Consider the following 15,878-nt stretch of genomic DNA (forward strand, 5'->3'; position numbering starts at 1 on the left):
CCTCTTATTCTCTATTATCAATACTGGTTAGAATAGCGATTTTCTCCTTCAAATAAGCATCTTCTGGATACTTATTCAGCATTTCATCGAAAATCTGGCTACGCACTATATAGTCAGAATACATATGTAGTTTCATCTCGTAGTCTTCCAGTAATTTTTCTGTTCGTTTAATGTTATCATAGACCGCCTGACGGCTGACTTGAAATTCTTCAGCAATCTCAGCCAAACTGTAATCATCGGCATAATAGAGCTCGATGTAGTTCATTTGCTTGTCTGTTAGCAAGGCTGCATAGAATTCAAATAAGGCATTCATTCGGTTGGTTTTTTCAATTTCCATAAACTTTATTATATCAAAAATTCCATATTTTATAAATAAGAAAATCCGTCATCACTAGAAAGATTACGGATTTTAAAAATGTTTTACATAATTATTTTTATGTTAATTGTTTTCTAAATAGAATTCGAAACGTTCCCCAACATACTGACTATTTACAAATTCAAATGCTTGACCATCTTCGAGATAAGATACCTGTTTTAGTGCGAGAATAGCCTGGTTTTTAGAAATTTGTAAATATTGAGCCACTTTTTCATTGGCTAAACGCGCAAAAATGGTTTGTTTGCTAGTTCCAATTCGATAACCATTGTCCATAAGTGTTTTAAAGAAATGGTTGGTAACATCTTCTTTGGGGACATTTTTTATCAAGCGTTCAGGAATGCTGGCAACCTCATACACGACTGGAACATTATCTGCATAGCGGACCCGCTCCATTCGAATAACATACTCGCCACGGGATAAACCTAACTGTTCAACTTCTTTTTCATTAGGTTTGGTTCGTGTATAGGACAATAATTTGCTGCTTGGCGTCTTTCCTTGGAGTTGTACTAATTCAGTAAAGGAAGTCGTGCCTCGCATCTTTTCTTGAACCCGTGTACTGGCGACATAAGTACCGGAACCAATCTTGCGTTGTAGAATACCTTCTTCCACTAAAAGTGTGATTCCTTGACGGAGCGTCATACGAGAAACACCAAATTCATCTGCTAAATCGCGTTCACTTGGTAAACGTTGACCAATTTTCCAGATTCCGTTATCGATTTGTTCCTTAATTTTATCGTGAATTGTGATATATGCTGCTTTCATTTATCTAGCCTTTCTCTTCTTTCTAGTTTACCAAAAATAAAGGCGTTTGGCTAATTCAGGCCACACTCTATTGGTAAAATTCTCCTAGGCAAACAATGAAGTCAGATTACCTAAAATAAAGTGAGTAAAAACAATAAAAATACGAACACTAACATTTTTATTATCACTCATAGTTTGCAAAACAGATATTTAACAAATAAAATTTGGAAAATGTTCGCTTTTATGTTAAACTAACTACTAGTATTTGAATTTTTTTCAAAACGAAAGGGAAAAACATGACAAAACAAGATGTCCAAAAAATTATTGTATTGGATTATGGTAGCCAGTACAATCAGCTCATCTCACGCCGCATTCGTGAGTTTGGTGTCTTTTCTGAATTGAAAAATCACAAGATTACTGCTGAAGAAGTTCGTGCCATCAATCCGATTGGTATCGTTCTCTCTGGTGGTCCAAACTCTGTCTACGCTGAAAATGCCTTTGATATCGACCCAGAAATCTTTGAATTGGGTATTCCAATCTTGGGGATTTGCTATGGTATGCAGTTAATTACCCATAAATTGGGAGGTAAGGTTGTTCCTGCTGGTGAGGCTGGAAATCGTGAATATGGTCAATCAAACTTGCAATTGAAAGCTGAATCAGCGCTTTTTGCTGGAACACCAGAAGAACAGCTTGTTCTCATGAGCCACGGTGATGCAGTAACTAAAATTCCTGCTGATTTCCACCTGGTTGGTCTGTCTGCTGACTGCCCTTACGCTGCCATTGAAAACACGGAACGCCGTATCTACGGTATCCAGTTCCACCCAGAAGTTCGTCATTCCGTATATGGAAACGATATTTTGAAAAACTTTGCGTTTGGTATCTGTGGAGCCAAAGGCGACTGGACAATGGAAAACTTCATCGAAACAGAAATTGAAAAAATCCGCCAGACTGTTGGGGACAAGAAAGTCTTGCTCGGTTTGTCAGGCGGTGTAGATTCATCTGTTGTTGGGGTCCTTCTTCAACGTGCTATCGGTGACCAATTGACCTGTATCTTCGTTGACCACGGTCTTCTTCGTAAGAATGAAGGCGATCAGGTTATGGAAATGTTGGGCGGTAAATTTGGCCTCAATATTATTCGCGTCGATGCTGCTAAGCGTTTCTTAGACCTACTTGCTGGCGTATCTGACCCTGAGAAGAAACGTAAAATCATCGGTAATGAATTTGTTTACGTATTTGACGATGAAGCGAGCAAGTTGACTGATGTTGAATTCCTAGCGCAAGGAACGCTTTATACCGATATTATCGAGTCAGGAACGGATACTGCTGAGACAATCAAATCTCACCACAACGTTGGTGGTCTGCCAGAAGATATGCAGTTCAAGTTGATTGAACCGCTCAATACTCTCTTTAAGGATGAAGTTCGTGCCCTCGGTACTGCTCTTGGTATGCCGGATGAAGTTGTATGGCGCCAACCATTCCCAGGACCAGGCCTTGCCATTCGTGTCATGGGTGAAATCACTGAGGAAAAACTTCAAACTGTTCGCGAATCTGACGCTATCTTGCGTGAGGAAATTGCAAAAGCAGGTCTTGACCGCGATGTGTGGCAATATTTCACGGTTAATACTGGCGTTCGCTCCGTAGGTGTCATGGGAGATGGTCGTACCTACGACTACACCATCGCCATCCGTGCTATCACTTCTGTCGATGGAATGACAGCTGACTTTGCCAAACTACCATGGGATGTTCTTCAAAAAATCTCTGTCCGTATCGTAAACGAAGTCGACCACGTCAACCGCATCGTCTATGATATAACAAGTAAACCACCAGCAACAGTTGAGTGGGAGTGATAGAGCCTGGGGATAGGCTCTATCAGCAATTCAATCAGACTAATTTACCCGATGCCTAAAAACGAAAGAGCATCGTTGTCTGGGGATAGACTGTTTTACCCGACACCTAAAAATAAAAAAGCGTCGCTGATCTGGGAAATCAATTAACCAGACGCTCCAAAATAGGAAAGAGTCTTATAAAAAAACAATCAAAGAGTAGTTTAGCGCTACTACTTTGATTGTTTTTTTGTTAAGCTCTAACTAGTACCGTTTTGGAGGGGATACAAAATGTGATGTAATGATGTCATCCAGTTGTTCAGCAATACTTGCAAACTGCAGGTTTAAGTCCAAATTTTTGACACTAATCTGGTTTCCATGCATTTGGTAGACCTGATTAGGTTGAATATCTATATCGGTTTTAGCATATAGAAGCATTCCTGCTACTGTATCGTTTGAATCTGACAGGCGATAAGCCTGATTTTTCACATAGGTAAAAATCTGGTATAGATTATTTGAATGGAGTGTGCGCTTATCAAAGCGAATCTGTGTGTTACTAGAATAATATTTAGCATCAATAATCAATATAGTATCTTTATATTTGAGGTAAATATCACTCTGCATGATGGGGAGCATTTCTCCAAAACCATCATCTAGTGCCCAAGGTATCTGAGAGGCGGTAACCTGTATTTGGGGATAATGCTTTTTATAATATCCAAGAATGAACTTCTCATATAGCAAGGATTCCCTCCGCTCATCAAGAAAATTCATCAATTTCTTATCCCCCTCCCTCTCTGTATGAATTAATCCATTCACTATCAAATAGCAGATTGACATTAGTAATTGATACGATTGATTGTTTCGATTATATTGTAAATTCCAATTGATTGAGTGTAGATTAATTTTTGAGACTTCTCCAAAGAAAACTAAGAGTTTTCTCAATTTCTTTTTCCTGTCCCTGCTTATATCAGCTTTTAGCAGTATCTCAATGCTTGCTTTGATAATGCGATTCATTGTGCTGTCAAGAGAAAAATCATCGTATTGGCAAACAAGTTGCTTTCTACGCCAATTCGGAGGTGTTAAAGATTCAGCGATATGTATTTTACCTTTAAGTGCCGAGAGTGACTCGGTTTGAGAACGATACTCTCGACCAAGTCCTCTTTTCACCTGTATCGAGAGGCTAATGATCATTATTTCAGCCAGTAGATCTGCAGCATTTTTAAATTCTTCAGTAGCGATCCGTTTATATTCCTGCTTATGAAGGATTTTGAATGCGTAAGATAGCATATAGTAGATATTTTGGACAGGTATCACTGGATGGCACTCCTTAACTTACTACTCCAATCATGAATTTTTGTCGGTTCATCAAACCAATATTCTTTCAAGAGGGGAATCAGTTCATATTCAACAATGGCTTCTAGCAAACCTTGGTCCAGTACTTCTGCCGATAAACCGCAGAAGTAACTATGCCCAATACAGAAGCTATCTCCCAGTACTTCCTCTGTTGAAATGGCCTGATTTAGCTTTTCTACACAGGAAATGAGTCTGTCGAATTTTTCGTTTTTCAGATTTGTTTGATAATATTTGAATCCCGCAGTTGAAAAACCTGGCTTAATGTCAAAGAAGGCAAAGCGACGTCTCAGTGCATAATCAAGTAGGGCTAAACTCCTATCTGCGGTATTCATCATGCCGATGATATATAGATTTTCTGGAATTGAGAATTGCTCATCCGAGTAGAGGAGCTGCAAAGACTTGCCTCGTTTGTCATTTTCTATCAGCATAAACAATTCACCAAAAATTTTGCTCAAATTTCCCCTGTTTATTTCATCAATAATAAAGAAATAATCATGATTCTTGTCAGACTCTGCTTTTTTGCAGAAAGTATAGAATGCCCCTCTTCTCAGCTCAAAGCCACTTGTCGAAGGTCTAAAGCCCATGATGAAGTCCTCGTAGGAATAGCTTTGGTGAAACTGAATTGTCATGACCCTTTCTAAATCTGGTTTACCCATTAATGAAAATGCTAGGCGTTCTGCAACAAACGTCTTTCCAACTCCTGGCGCTCCTTGTAAGATGATATTCTTTTTCATTTGGAGTATGGAGGTTAATTGATCATACTCTTCTTCTGTCATATAGACTTCTGATAGGAAGTGATTTTTCGTATAGCTATCTTCTACTACCTCTTCACCACCTATCTCGTTTCCAGTATCAGCTTCCTCAGCCAGTGGAGAAATTGCTCCAGCACTTCTTTCTTTCTCTTCTTGATTGATCTGTTTAGAGTATTTCCAAGCCATAGATGATAATTCTTTAAAATCTTTCAGTTTGCTCTCTGCACTCTTTAAATATTGAAGTATAGAATCTGAAATATCAAAATACTCATCGGCAGAAATTTTTGACTTCATCTTTGGCAATTTTTGGACAATGTCAGCAGGAATCTCGCCAGACTCATACACATACGTTTCATTTTGACTATCTAAGTTCAAGAAAAAGTCAGGAGCAATCCAATACAAGGCCATCGTAATCTTGCTGTTGCCATTTCCTTTCTTGTTTATAGCCAAATCAAAATAGTGTGAAAATTTTTCTTTCTTCTCAGCCGTAGGCTCCTTGCTATAGGTCAAAGCAGCAATGAAAAGTTCCCATAAGTCATCAATATCATTCTCATCACGATCTCCGATAAAGTAATAGAAAGTCGCATTCTGATTCATCAGTACTGGTATGCTTTCAAACGAGGATGGGATTTCCGCTTGGAGGTGGAATAATTCTGCTATAGCTGTCAGAATTTTGATGCGATTCTCTTCTGTTATTCTCTTATTGAAGAGTCCAAATATCGTAAAAGGATCAATATCCATCAGTTGATTGTCCTTTTCTAACGTGGGCATATGTATCTTTGTTTTGGTATAGATAGCTTTTACTTTCTCAACCAGCTCTGCTCTATTATCTTTATAGTCTACTAATTTCCAAGCAAATTCCTTATAAAAGTTTACCCAATTGAATTGATATTGTTCATCCATAGTATCCTCCAACGGTGTTGTATCTACACCTATTAAATTATGAGTTCGAATTACCTATATTTTATCATTAAACATTCCTGTCGTAAACTTAGAATTTATATACTTGTGTAACCGTTTAATGTGGTACCATAAAATAGTTGCTTTTTATATTTTTATATGATAATATATGGATGAAAACGTTTTAGAAAGGTGTGATGGCTGTGCTGAAATACTCGAAAGTGCTGTTACTTGTCTTGCTTATTGCCACTGGTCTATCTTGTATCGGAATCTACTGGCTCGGAAAAGAGCAAAATAGACTATTAAATGAGCAGTGGCATGCCTTGAACATACGCATTATTAATGATCTGGGAACAAAAATTGATGCCATTGGTGGTCCGCAAAATCCGCGTATCATTGGATTCCTTCAGCAAGATGACACTACTGCTATCAGCCAGCGGATTGGTACAGCTTCTGAGGAGGAACTGAAAATAGCTAAACCTGACAATCTATTCCAGAAAGAGTGGATTGTTCTCTATCCTCAAACGCGCAGCAGTCCCTTTGAAAATACTTCTGCCTATGCAGTAATGAAAACCAGTATCAAGGCTGACTGGCTCCATGTGACTACTTCGTCAGAGACGGAATTAGATATATTTTATGAGAAGGCAGATGAAAGCTTGCTGACCTTGGAAGACTTGGTGCAAGACAAGGAAAGTTTTCGTGCTACACTAAAAACAATCCTAGTTTCAGCTAAAAATGAGGCTGAAATTCAAGTTCAAAAAGATATTTTAGAAATGTTTGAGAGTGATGATTGGTCTGCTATTCCCTTTGCTTACACTGAAAAATCTCTGATATTGGAGAAAGCTGTCATTTCAATTTCTGCATTTGTAGATAGTCTAAATCCCTACTATTTTTCAGAACAAACCCTTGCAGATTTGCGTTTATCAGAAGAATCGCGCCAGGCTTTAGAAGATTCGGTAGATAAGACAATCATCACCTATCCTTGAATAAACGGTGGGAGTGGGAAAGTCGTCATGGATGTCTTTCCCAGCTTCTTTATATTTTGTTTAACAAGTTAAACATTTTTGTGGATTTGAAAAATATTTTTTGTTATACTTGTGTTATGAAAACATCAACACTTGGAAAGTTACTAGAATTACCAAATTTTCACCACTTCTACACCGTTCCAATTAGAGAAAATACGGAGTCTTCTGGAAATTATATAATTGTTTTTGAACAGGACAAGCAACCTGTATTTGTTGATTTGAAAAATGAGACTGGTCACACTCGTGAGGTACGCTTTGCCAGTCATTTTGACAGCGCCGGTCTTCTGGTCGGATTAGGAGCCGTTCCTATCAATTATTGGCCTACCTGCCAGATTCTTGGTGTGAAGAAAAATAATAATCGACGAGGACTTAGTCTATCTAGTCTGATGGATGGTTATGGACGTCTACCTATTTTTAAGGAAATGGCAGAGCGTTATAGAGCGCGTGGACAATCAACCATTTATGACCCCTACCGTTATTCATATACTATTGATGAAAAGAAGGTTATTAAGGATAATCAATTAACCCTTATTCCAAAGAAAGAATACGAAAAGATAAAAGATTTTCATCCTTTTTTGCAAACAAAGCATGGAAATGTTTATGCAGTTCCTTGTTTCTACCAAGACAGAAAACGAAATCAGATTACTAAAATCTATATTATGGGCTGGTACTTTTATGAGAAGCAATTAAAAATATCTTGGAAACCTTCTCACTCTCGTAAAAGCCGCTGGCGTTCTTCTCTTGTTTCAGTTGATAAATTATCGGACCGCTTCTTCTTTCAAGGAGAATTGTATAAAAAAGGAACCTATCCAGTGTTCCTGGAAGATCTCACAATAAAAAATAAGGCCTACCAACATCGCCTGGATAGGGAGTTTGCAGCCTTTTTAAGTATTATTGAAGAACAAAAACAGAGAGCACAGCTCCGTGTTAAGTAGAAAATGGGTAGGTTGGTAAATTACCGACTATCATTTTTACGATTATCTTTTAGTTTTACAACGACTCGAAACTGGCGATCAGGATGATTTTCTGTATTGGACATCTGAATACGTGCCTCTAGAATATCGCCGTGTCCAAAATAGATTAAGCGACTGATTAGTGAGTTTTTATCCGATGGGATATATCCTAACTTTGTGTCCTGATAAAAGATTGCTACAGCTTCTGAGTTATGTGGGTTTGAAGGCTCTCCGACTAGCTGAACAGGTGTTCCTGGCTTGAGTTGGTCGATTACATCTAGTCCATCATAGTAGGCAAAGGCTGCCAAATGAAAATCTTGAACATTGCGTGTTGGTTCAAATGATGTGAATGTCATGTCTAACCTCCTAGAGAATCATTATGGTTGATAAACAATTTGATAATCTGCATTGATAATGACGCCGTTTTGGTAAATAGTGTAACGGGCATTATCATCGCCTTCCAAAATATTATAAGGAATAGATTCGGTGCGCGTGTAGTTACCTTCAATGACGCGCCAATTGTTTTCGCCTAAAATTGAGTTAGCATAATCAATCGTTTTTGGTCCACTATCCAACTGGACGCCCGTTTCAGTATTTTTTAATGGGTCTATACCGCTAGTGGCTGAATTGGTTAAGCGATAATAGACATCTACCACGTCTGCTGTTGTTTCTTGGCTTATTACAATCATTCTATCGCGCGTAGAGTCAGTAGTGTCTGTCTCAGTTGTATTTGCTTGTGTTCCTTTGGGAATCATTAATAGTGTCACATCGCCAATCATTGCGTCTACATAGCCTGTTTCAAAAATTCCGTCAGTTATTTTTCCGCGGCCAAGTAAGGATTGGCTATCTGCTACTAATCCTTTGCTATTGAAGACTAGTGAATTTCCTTGGCTATTTTGCCAGGTGCCTAGTATACTATCGTAATTGCCTTGCATTAGAGCATCTATATCCATAGAACTAAGAGAAATCTCACGTTGGCTTGTTGACGACGTGCTTGTATTGGCATTAGAAACCTGGGTATCAGCAGTTGAGGTACTTGCGGAACTGCCCTTCTTTTCAGTTTGACAGGCAGAAAGCGACATGATAGTGAGCAAGCCAAGAGCGAGTGCTAAATATTTTCTTTTCATTCTAGCTATCTCCCCTCTAATCTCTATGAATAGTAAAGCCAGTTGCCTGTTTGGTTGCCATAATGGTCATATCAGAAATCTGCACGTGTGCAGGTTGATTTGCAACAAATAGAGTACAGCTGGCAATATCATTTGCTTGAAGAGCATCAATTCCTTGATAGACTGTCGCTGCTCTCTCTTTATCTCCATGAAAACGGACTTGGCTAAAATCAGTCTCAACGATACCGGGTTGTAACGTAGTTACCTTGATATTTTTATCAATCGTGTCAATACGGATCCCGTCTGAAAGCACCTTGACAGCTGATTTGGTTGCAGCATAGACAGCAGCTCCTGCATAGGCGTAAATACCGGCCGTTGAGCCAATATTGATAATATGACCCTCATTGTTTTCAACCATTTGTGGCAATAACTGACGTGTCACAGTTAGTAATCCTTTAATATTGGTGTCAATCATTGTCATCATGTCAGTCAAATCATAGTCTTGGAATTTGTCCAATCCCAATGCCAGGCCAGCATTGTTTACCAAAATATGAATTTGTCCAACTTCTTCTAAGATTTTTTGACAATTTACAATTGTTTGTTCCATATTCGTAATATCAAATGAATGAACGGATACCTGAACATGGTATTGCTTTTCAATATCTTGCTTAATTTCTTCTAGTTTGTTCAATCTTCGTCCTGTAATGATGATATTATCACCATTAGCAGCAAACACATAAGCGATTGCTTTGCCAATACCACTACTTGCACCTGTAATCAATACATTTCGTTTCATCACTCTGTCTCCTATTCTCTTTATTATACTACAATTTTACCTAGTTTGTAAAAATGCTGTAGTTAAAAACTCATCAGATTTCCGATGAGTTTGATAGGTATTAAAATAAATTAATGAGGCGCATCAGGTGCATATTAAAACGAACCTGTCTAGCATAGTAGATATTTCCACCATTTACATATAACTTCCCACCATTTAGCAAAGCCAAGGGGTGAAAATAGGTATATGTTTCTTCTGTAGTATTCCCTAAGCTTGGTGCTACTACTGTTCTGGAGTATTCTTTAGCTAAAGAGAGTGTATGTTCTCCACCATGCTCAGCAATATAGTCGATGTAGGCTGGACCGAAATTATATGCCTGAACTGCTGTCCAAACCTCTACTCCTTTTTCCTCAGCCAACCGTAGGTTTTCTGTTAGGTAGATAATTCCTTGCCTGATACTCTCTCTACTATCCGTGATAGTGTTAGCATAGCCAGTAGCGGACTCACTTGATTGCATGACATCTGCTTCTTGTCCCTTGGTTTCTGTGTAAATCATTGCTAGGACTAGTTCTTCATTAGCTGGTGTGTCGTTTTCAGCCAATACTTCTTGTACCATAGTTTGATAGGTCATCACTTGCTTGACTGCACTGTAGGTTTGATAGAATTTGTAACCGAGAAAAATCAGTAAAAGAAGTATCAGCGTACGTATCAGTTTTTTCATTTACTTGCTCTTTATGTCTTCAATATTTTTGATAAGAATAGAATAGGTTCCGTTGTCATTTTGAATAAACTCAACCGATTCTGCATCCTCATAGATTGCATTTGGCACAATCAACTCAATTCCGTTTGATAAAGATAGCTTCTGATTTTCAAATTTCTTAAGTTGACGGCTACTATCAATTTCATCGAAGGAAATCTTATCAGGTATGACCTCTTTCAGTTGATCGACGAAATTTAAACGAGCGGTCAGGTTATTATCGAATAACTGATCAGCCAATTTTTCAGGTGAAAGCTCATTATCTTCTTCCAAATTGTTGAAAATAGCTGACTTGACTTTCGATTGAAATTGAAAATCGCCTTGATGGAAATTGTCAGCAATCTTCTGTGCAGTTTGCTCTACTGCTTTGATTGATTTTTTTGCAGAAATAGCTGGTGTAACTTGCAGAAGATTATCTGAGAAATAATTGAGGAAGGCTCCATTGTGTTTGATTCTTTTCTCAATCAAATGATACTTCCGCGTTTGAAGATTGACAATCAAGGCTTCATCAGGTGCTGAACCTGCTCCAGGTAAATTATTCTGGGTGATTTTTAAAGGACTTCCGCTTTCCAGACCAACGTGGGCGAGATTTTCACGCAGTGAGATTCTCAAAAAGGCAAAATGTTCAACACCATTTCGTTCAAACTCTATGAAAATGAGGTCATTGGTTTTTAAATTCTCAGAAATTGAAAATTCTTCTTTCCATAGATTAGCAATCTCGACAGAGTTGGTCAGTAGGTCACCATCTAAATAGTCAAGAAAAGGATTGTCGGGGTTAAATTGTCCTGTTTTTGCTTCATCAGAAAAGACACGTTCAATCTTTTTACGCAAATATTCTTCTATTTTTGGGCTAACAGTCAAAAGCTGGTCGGAAAGGACCAGCTCTGTATCATCAGGACTAAATTGATGTATGATGGCTTTTTTTACAAATATATCCATTATAAACCTTCGTAAAGTGGGAATTGATCTGTCAAAGCACGCACTTCTTGACGGACTTCCCCAAGAGCTTTTTCATTTTCTGCATTTTCAAGTGCTTTGATAGTTAGTTGTGCAACCTTGCGAGCTTCCTCTACTCCAAAACCGCGAGCAGTAATGGCCGCAGAGCCAATACGGATACCGCTCGTTTTGAATGGTGAGAGTTTTTCGTAAGGAATTGAGTTTTTATTGAGAGTAATATTTACTTCATCCAAGAGATGCTGAGCAACTTTACCATTTTCAACAACTTTGGTCACGTCAACGAGGAAGAGATGGTTGTCTGTTCCTCCTGTGATGACTTTAAAGTTAGGGTTTGCAAGGAAGACTTCGGCCATGGCCTTGCTGTTCTCAATCACTTTCTGAGCATAGTCTTTGAAAGCTGGGTCCAAAACTTCTTTGAAAGATACGGCTTTTGCAGCAATGACATGCTCTAATGGACCACCTTGGATGCCTGGAAAGATGGCTGAGTTGATTTTCTTGATGAGCTCTTCATCATTGGTCAAAATCAAACCACCACGTGGCCCACGAAGAGTTTTATGAGTCGTAGTTGTTGTAATATGGGCATGTGGCACTGGGTTCGGATGAAGACCTGCTGCTACAAGACCAGCAATATGAGCCATATCCACCATCAGTTTGGCACCCACTGCATCTGCAATTTCGCGGAATTTAGCAAAGTCAATTGTACGGGCATAGGCTGAAGCACCTGCTACAATCAATTTTGGCTGTACTTCTTTTGCTTGTTTTAAAATTGCATCGTAATCAAGCAAGCCAGTTTCTTCGTCAACATTGTAAGCTACAAAGTTGTAAGTTTGTCCCGAGAAGCTAACTGATGCACCGTGAGTTAAGTGACCACCTGCAGCTAAGTCCATCCCCATAACAGTGTCTCCTGGCTCAATCAAGGCCATGTAGGCAGCACAATTGGCCTGGCTTCCTGAATGTGCCTGAACGTTAGCAAATTTCGCACCGAATATTTCTTTAGCACGTTCAATAGCTAAACTTTCAACTACATCAACGCATTCCGTACCGCCATAGTAACGACGACCTGGGTAACCTTCTGCGTATTTATTGGTCAAAATAGAACCTTGAGCTGCCATAACAGCTTTAGAAACAACGTTTTCAGACGCAATCAATTCGATATTATTTTGTTGGCGTTTTTCTTCAGCTTGGATAGCTTCCCAAACTTCTTTATCAAATTCTTTGTAGTTAACTTTGTCAAAAATCATATACGGTACTCCTTTGTATTGGGCTAAATGTGCTTGATAAAACGCTTCTGCATTTTATCGGAGTGATAGCCATTCTTTTCGTAGAAAAGATGGGCTTGGAGACGACTTTCAGCAGAATTGAGGCGAATAAAATGGTAGCCCTCTTTCTGTGCAATTTGCTCAACGGCTTTCAGCAGGCTTGCTCCAATCCCTTGTCCTTGATGACCAGGCAAAACAGCTAGTCCGAGAATATTGAGGCCTGTATCCGAATACAGACTTTCATAGACTTGTGTGTGAATGTAACCTTGCACTGCGCCACTTATGTCATCTATATAGACCAACAAGATATGCCCCAATGTACTCGTGCATCTAAAAAATTGTCGCTCAGTTTGTTCCAATGAACAATCATACCCTAAGGATTGAGCATTGATTTCTCGGATGACTATCAAGTCACTTTTCTCAATGGGACGAATCATAAAACTACCTCAAATTCTATTTCGGGAATGGCTTTCTGAATCTCTTCGCGGCTGATAGCACCTTGGCGCAAAATCCGCGCTTTCTGTCCAGAAAGGTCCAAAATCGTTGAATCAATGCCTGTCAGAGCTTGGTCATCCTCAATGCCAGGCAAATCAACTGAAAATTGTGCCTGGATGTCCGAAAACTTCTTGCCACTTTCGTTTCCTGAAATATTGGCGGACGGTCCAATAAGTGGGCCAGTCTCTGAAATCAAACGTAAGGTTTGTTCGTGATTGGGAAGACGAAAACCAACAGTATCCAGTCCAGAATTAACCCAAAAAGGAACTTTTTCGTTCGCTTTCAGGATAATCGTTAGTGGTCCCGGCATAAATCTATTATACAATTTCTCCAGAAAAAATGGTGTATTTTGACTGAAAAAATAAATATCGTTCAGATTTGAGACATTTAAGTTCATTGCCTTGTCCCTCGGACGCTGTTTCAACTGATAGACACGATTGACTGCATCTTCATTCAAGGCTTGTGCAAAAAGCCCATAGACTGTTTCAGTTGGAAGGATAACAGCACCACCATTTTCAAGAATTGTTCGGAGTTTATCCATTGTCATCCGCTATGACCTTTCTATCCTGTCCAAATTGGTCTTTGAGGACTCGAATTCGCTTTTTGGGGAAATGCAGAGCGAGTAAGTCGGTTAGGTCTTGCCCTTGCTTGTAGCCAATTTCAAAGTAGAGTTTTCCATTTTCCTTCAAAAATGCCCCTGCTTGCTCTGCAATTTGTCTATAAATAGCCATGCCATCTTCTTCCGCAAATAAGGCAAGATGAGGCTCAGAAGTCAATACATTGAGTCCAACTTCATCTGTGTCATCTGGTGAGATATAGGGCGGATTAGAAACAATGATGTCAAACTGCCCTGTCACTGCTTGCAAGACATCCGATTCTAGAAAGTGGACAGATACTTGATTGTTTCTTGCATTTTCCTGAGCCACTGCTAGGGCATCCTTTGAAATATCAACTGCTACCACTTCCCAATCAGGTCTAGCTTTTGCAAGGGAAATAGCTATGGCACCGCTTCCTGTACCGATGTCTAAGATACGCAAACCTGCTCCGCTATTTTCCTGCAAAATCAAATCAACCAACTCTTCCGTTTCAGGTCTTGGAATCAAGACTCGCTCATCCACCGCAAACTCCAGGCCATGAAAATCAGCCTTGCCGATAATGTACTGGGCAGGTCGGTGCTGGGAAAGTTGCTGAAAAATCGCATCAATCTCTTCTTTGTCAGTCGGTGTAACTTCCTGACGGAGCAGGAGGAGAAATTCCGTAAAGTTCAGTCCCTTTAAGCCACGAAAGGTGAAGGACAGGGATTCTGCCTCTTCACCAATTGCGACTAATTGTTCTTCGTATGCTGCAAATAATTGAGCGTAATTCATTATTTGTTAAGCTCTTCTAGTTTTTGCGTTTGATCGTAGAGGACAAGGGCATCGACGACTTCGTCCATCTTACCTGACAAGATAGTATCCAGCTTTTGCAAGGTTAAGCCGATACGGTGGTCTGTCACACGGTTTTGTGGGAAGTTGTAGGTACGGATACGCTCTGAACGGTCACCTGTACCGATAGTTGATTTACGCTCAGCATCCTGCTCATCTTGGGCAATCTGTGCAAAGTGATCCGCAACACGGGCACGGATAATCTTCATGGCCTTTTCACGGTTTTTCTGCTGGGTCCGTTCTTCCTGCATCTCCACCTTGATGTTTGTTGGCAAGTGAACGATACGCACGGCAGTCGCAACCTTGTTGACGTTCTGTCCACCAGCACCAGATGCGTGGTAAATATCGACACGAAGATCTTTTGGATCAATGTCATATTCCACTTCTTCAACTTCTGGCATGATAAGAACGGTTGCTGTTGAGGTGTGGACACGACCTTGGCTTTCTGTCACAGGGACACGTTGGACACGGTGAGCTCCTGATTCATACTTGAGTTTTGAATAAACGGATTGACCAGAGACCATGGCAACCACTTCCTTGATACCGCCGACACCATTATAAGAAGCCTCCATGACTTCAAAACGCCAGCCTTGACCTTCTGCATATTTTTGATACATGGTCAAAAGGTCTCCAGCAAAGAGGGCAGCTTCATCACCACCTGCGGCACCACGGATTTCCAAGATGATGTTTTTGTCATCGTTAGGGTCTTTTGGTAAAAGAAGGATTTTCAGCTTTTCTTCGTAAGCTTCTTTATCAGCCTTAGCTTGTTTGAGTTCTTCCTTAGCCATTTCCTCCAAGTCAGCATCACCAGAAGATTCTTTAATCATCTCTTCTGCATCGACAATGTTTTGAAGTACAGTCTTATATTCGCGGTAGGTTGTTACTGTATCACGAGTTGCAGCTTCTTCCTTAGACAACTCCATAAAACGCTTGGTATCGCTGACTACGTCAGGGTCAGACAACAATTCACCAAGTTCCTCGTAGCGGTCTTCCACCGCCTGTAATTGATCGTAGATGTTCATAATTTTAAGATATTAAGGGCGTTAAACGAACAAAGCAAAAATAGGAGTTTTGACGAAGGACGAAAGCGTCCTAGGAAAAACTATCTTTTTTGCACAGTTCGTAGCCCGTATTCAATTCCTTTCTAAAAATTTGGAAAGAACACACTTCTAGTTAGCTTGT

17 protein-coding genes are annotated in these 15,878 nt (G+C 39.6%); 3 read left to right on the forward strand and 14 right to left on the reverse strand.

The window, feature by feature from the left end; translation table 11 throughout:
- Positions 1–4: 4 nt before the first annotated feature.
- Entirely contained in the window at positions 5–337 is a 333-nt protein-coding gene (locus tag P7J49_RS06230) for a putative DNA-binding protein (RefSeq protein WP_408570016.1), read from the reverse strand.
- Between the two features lie 102 nt (positions 338–439).
- Positions 440–1,138, reverse strand: a complete 699-nt coding sequence (locus P7J49_RS06235; RefSeq protein ID WP_002943214.1) for a GntR family transcriptional regulator — start codon at positions 1,136–1,138, stop codon at positions 440–442.
- Between the two features lie 275 nt (positions 1,139–1,413).
- On the opposite strand from P7J49_RS06235, the gene guaA reads away from it, so the two are divergent.
- Positions 1,414–2,964: a glutamine-hydrolyzing GMP synthase gene (gene guaA / locus P7J49_RS06240; protein WP_408570017.1), complete on the forward strand. Its 1,551-nt coding sequence runs from the start codon at positions 1,414–1,416 to the stop codon at positions 2,962–2,964.
- A gap of 240 nt (positions 2,965–3,204) precedes the next feature.
- Here guaA and mcrC read toward each other — a convergent pair whose 3' ends face one another.
- Together mcrC and P7J49_RS06250 are read right to left on the reverse strand one after the other, a co-directional pair.
- Positions 3,205–4,254 (reverse strand): 5-methylcytosine-specific restriction endonuclease system specificity protein McrC, encoded by a 1,050-nt coding sequence (gene mcrC, locus P7J49_RS06245; protein WP_408570019.1) that lies wholly within the window; start codon positions 4,252–4,254, stop codon positions 3,205–3,207.
- Positions 4,251–5,948, reverse strand: a complete 1,698-nt coding sequence (locus P7J49_RS06250) for an AAA family ATPase (protein WP_408570021.1) — start codon at positions 5,946–5,948, stop codon at positions 4,251–4,253. Before P7J49_RS06250 ends, mcrC begins: the two co-directional genes overlap by 4 nt.
- A 194-nt stretch (positions 5,949–6,142) precedes the next feature.
- On the opposite strand from P7J49_RS06250, the gene P7J49_RS06255 reads away from it, so the two are divergent.
- Together P7J49_RS06255 and P7J49_RS06260 are read left to right on the forward strand one after the other, a co-directional pair.
- A complete protein-coding gene (locus P7J49_RS06255; RefSeq protein WP_408570023.1) occupies positions 6,143–6,931 on the forward strand; it encodes a hypothetical protein in 789 nt (262 codons plus the stop codon).
- 116 nt (positions 6,932–7,047) lie between these two features.
- Entirely contained in the window at positions 7,048–7,905 is an 858-nt protein-coding gene (locus P7J49_RS06260) for a hypothetical protein (RefSeq protein WP_408570025.1), read from the forward strand.
- Positions 7,906–7,925: 20 nt separating this feature from the next.
- Here P7J49_RS06260 and P7J49_RS06265 read toward each other — a convergent pair whose 3' ends face one another.
- The 10 genes from P7J49_RS06265 to prfA all read right to left on the reverse strand — a co-directional run bounded on the left by P7J49_RS06265 (position 7,926) and on the right by prfA (position 15,718).
- Complete coding sequence (locus P7J49_RS06265) at positions 7,926–8,279, reverse strand: HIRAN domain-containing protein (RefSeq protein WP_408570027.1); 354 nt, start codon at positions 8,277–8,279, stop codon at positions 7,926–7,928.
- A 21-nt stretch (positions 8,280–8,300) separates the two neighbouring features.
- Positions 8,301–9,050 carry a DUF6287 domain-containing protein gene (locus P7J49_RS06270; RefSeq protein ID WP_408570029.1) on the reverse strand — a complete coding sequence of 250 codons (750 nt, stop codon included), beginning with the start codon at positions 9,048–9,050 and terminating at the stop codon, positions 8,301–8,303.
- A gap of 16 nt (positions 9,051–9,066) precedes the next feature.
- Positions 9,067–9,825: an SDR family NAD(P)-dependent oxidoreductase gene (locus tag P7J49_RS06275; RefSeq protein WP_125070398.1), complete on the reverse strand. Its 759-nt coding sequence runs from the start codon at positions 9,823–9,825 to the stop codon at positions 9,067–9,069.
- A 100-nt stretch (positions 9,826–9,925) separates the two neighbouring features.
- Positions 9,926–10,525, reverse strand: a complete 600-nt coding sequence (locus P7J49_RS06280; RefSeq protein WP_002934990.1) for a lysozyme family protein — start codon at positions 10,523–10,525, stop codon at positions 9,926–9,928.
- Positions 10,526–11,500 (reverse strand): nucleoid-associated protein, encoded by a 975-nt coding sequence (locus tag P7J49_RS06285; protein ID WP_408570031.1) that lies wholly within the window; start codon positions 11,498–11,500, stop codon positions 10,526–10,528.
- Positions 11,500–12,759, reverse strand: a complete 1,260-nt coding sequence (gene glyA / locus P7J49_RS06290; RefSeq protein ID WP_408570033.1) for a serine hydroxymethyltransferase — start codon at positions 12,757–12,759, stop codon at positions 11,500–11,502. The genes P7J49_RS06285 and glyA overlap by 1 nt, the downstream gene beginning before the upstream one ends.
- Before the next feature lie 23 nt (positions 12,760–12,782).
- A complete protein-coding gene (locus P7J49_RS06295; protein WP_408570035.1) occupies positions 12,783–13,214 on the reverse strand; it encodes a GNAT family N-acetyltransferase in 432 nt (143 codons plus the stop codon).
- Positions 13,211–13,819 (reverse strand): L-threonylcarbamoyladenylate synthase, encoded by a 609-nt coding sequence (locus tag P7J49_RS06300; protein WP_014735866.1) that lies wholly within the window; start codon positions 13,817–13,819, stop codon positions 13,211–13,213. The genes P7J49_RS06295 and P7J49_RS06300 overlap by 4 nt, the downstream gene beginning before the upstream one ends.
- Entirely contained in the window at positions 13,806–14,639 is an 834-nt protein-coding gene (gene prmC, locus P7J49_RS06305) for a peptide chain release factor N(5)-glutamine methyltransferase (protein ID WP_408570038.1), read from the reverse strand. Before prmC ends, P7J49_RS06300 begins: the two co-directional genes overlap by 14 nt.
- A complete protein-coding gene (gene prfA / locus P7J49_RS06310; RefSeq protein WP_172130329.1) occupies positions 14,639–15,718 on the reverse strand; it encodes a peptide chain release factor 1 in 1,080 nt (359 codons plus the stop codon). Before prfA ends, prmC begins: the two co-directional genes overlap by 1 nt.
- Positions 15,719–15,878: the final 160 nt, after the last annotated feature.

The organism is Streptococcus suis (genome assembly GCF_046032515.1).
GTDB lineage: Bacteria > Bacillota > Bacilli > Lactobacillales > Streptococcaceae > Streptococcus > Streptococcus suis_AL.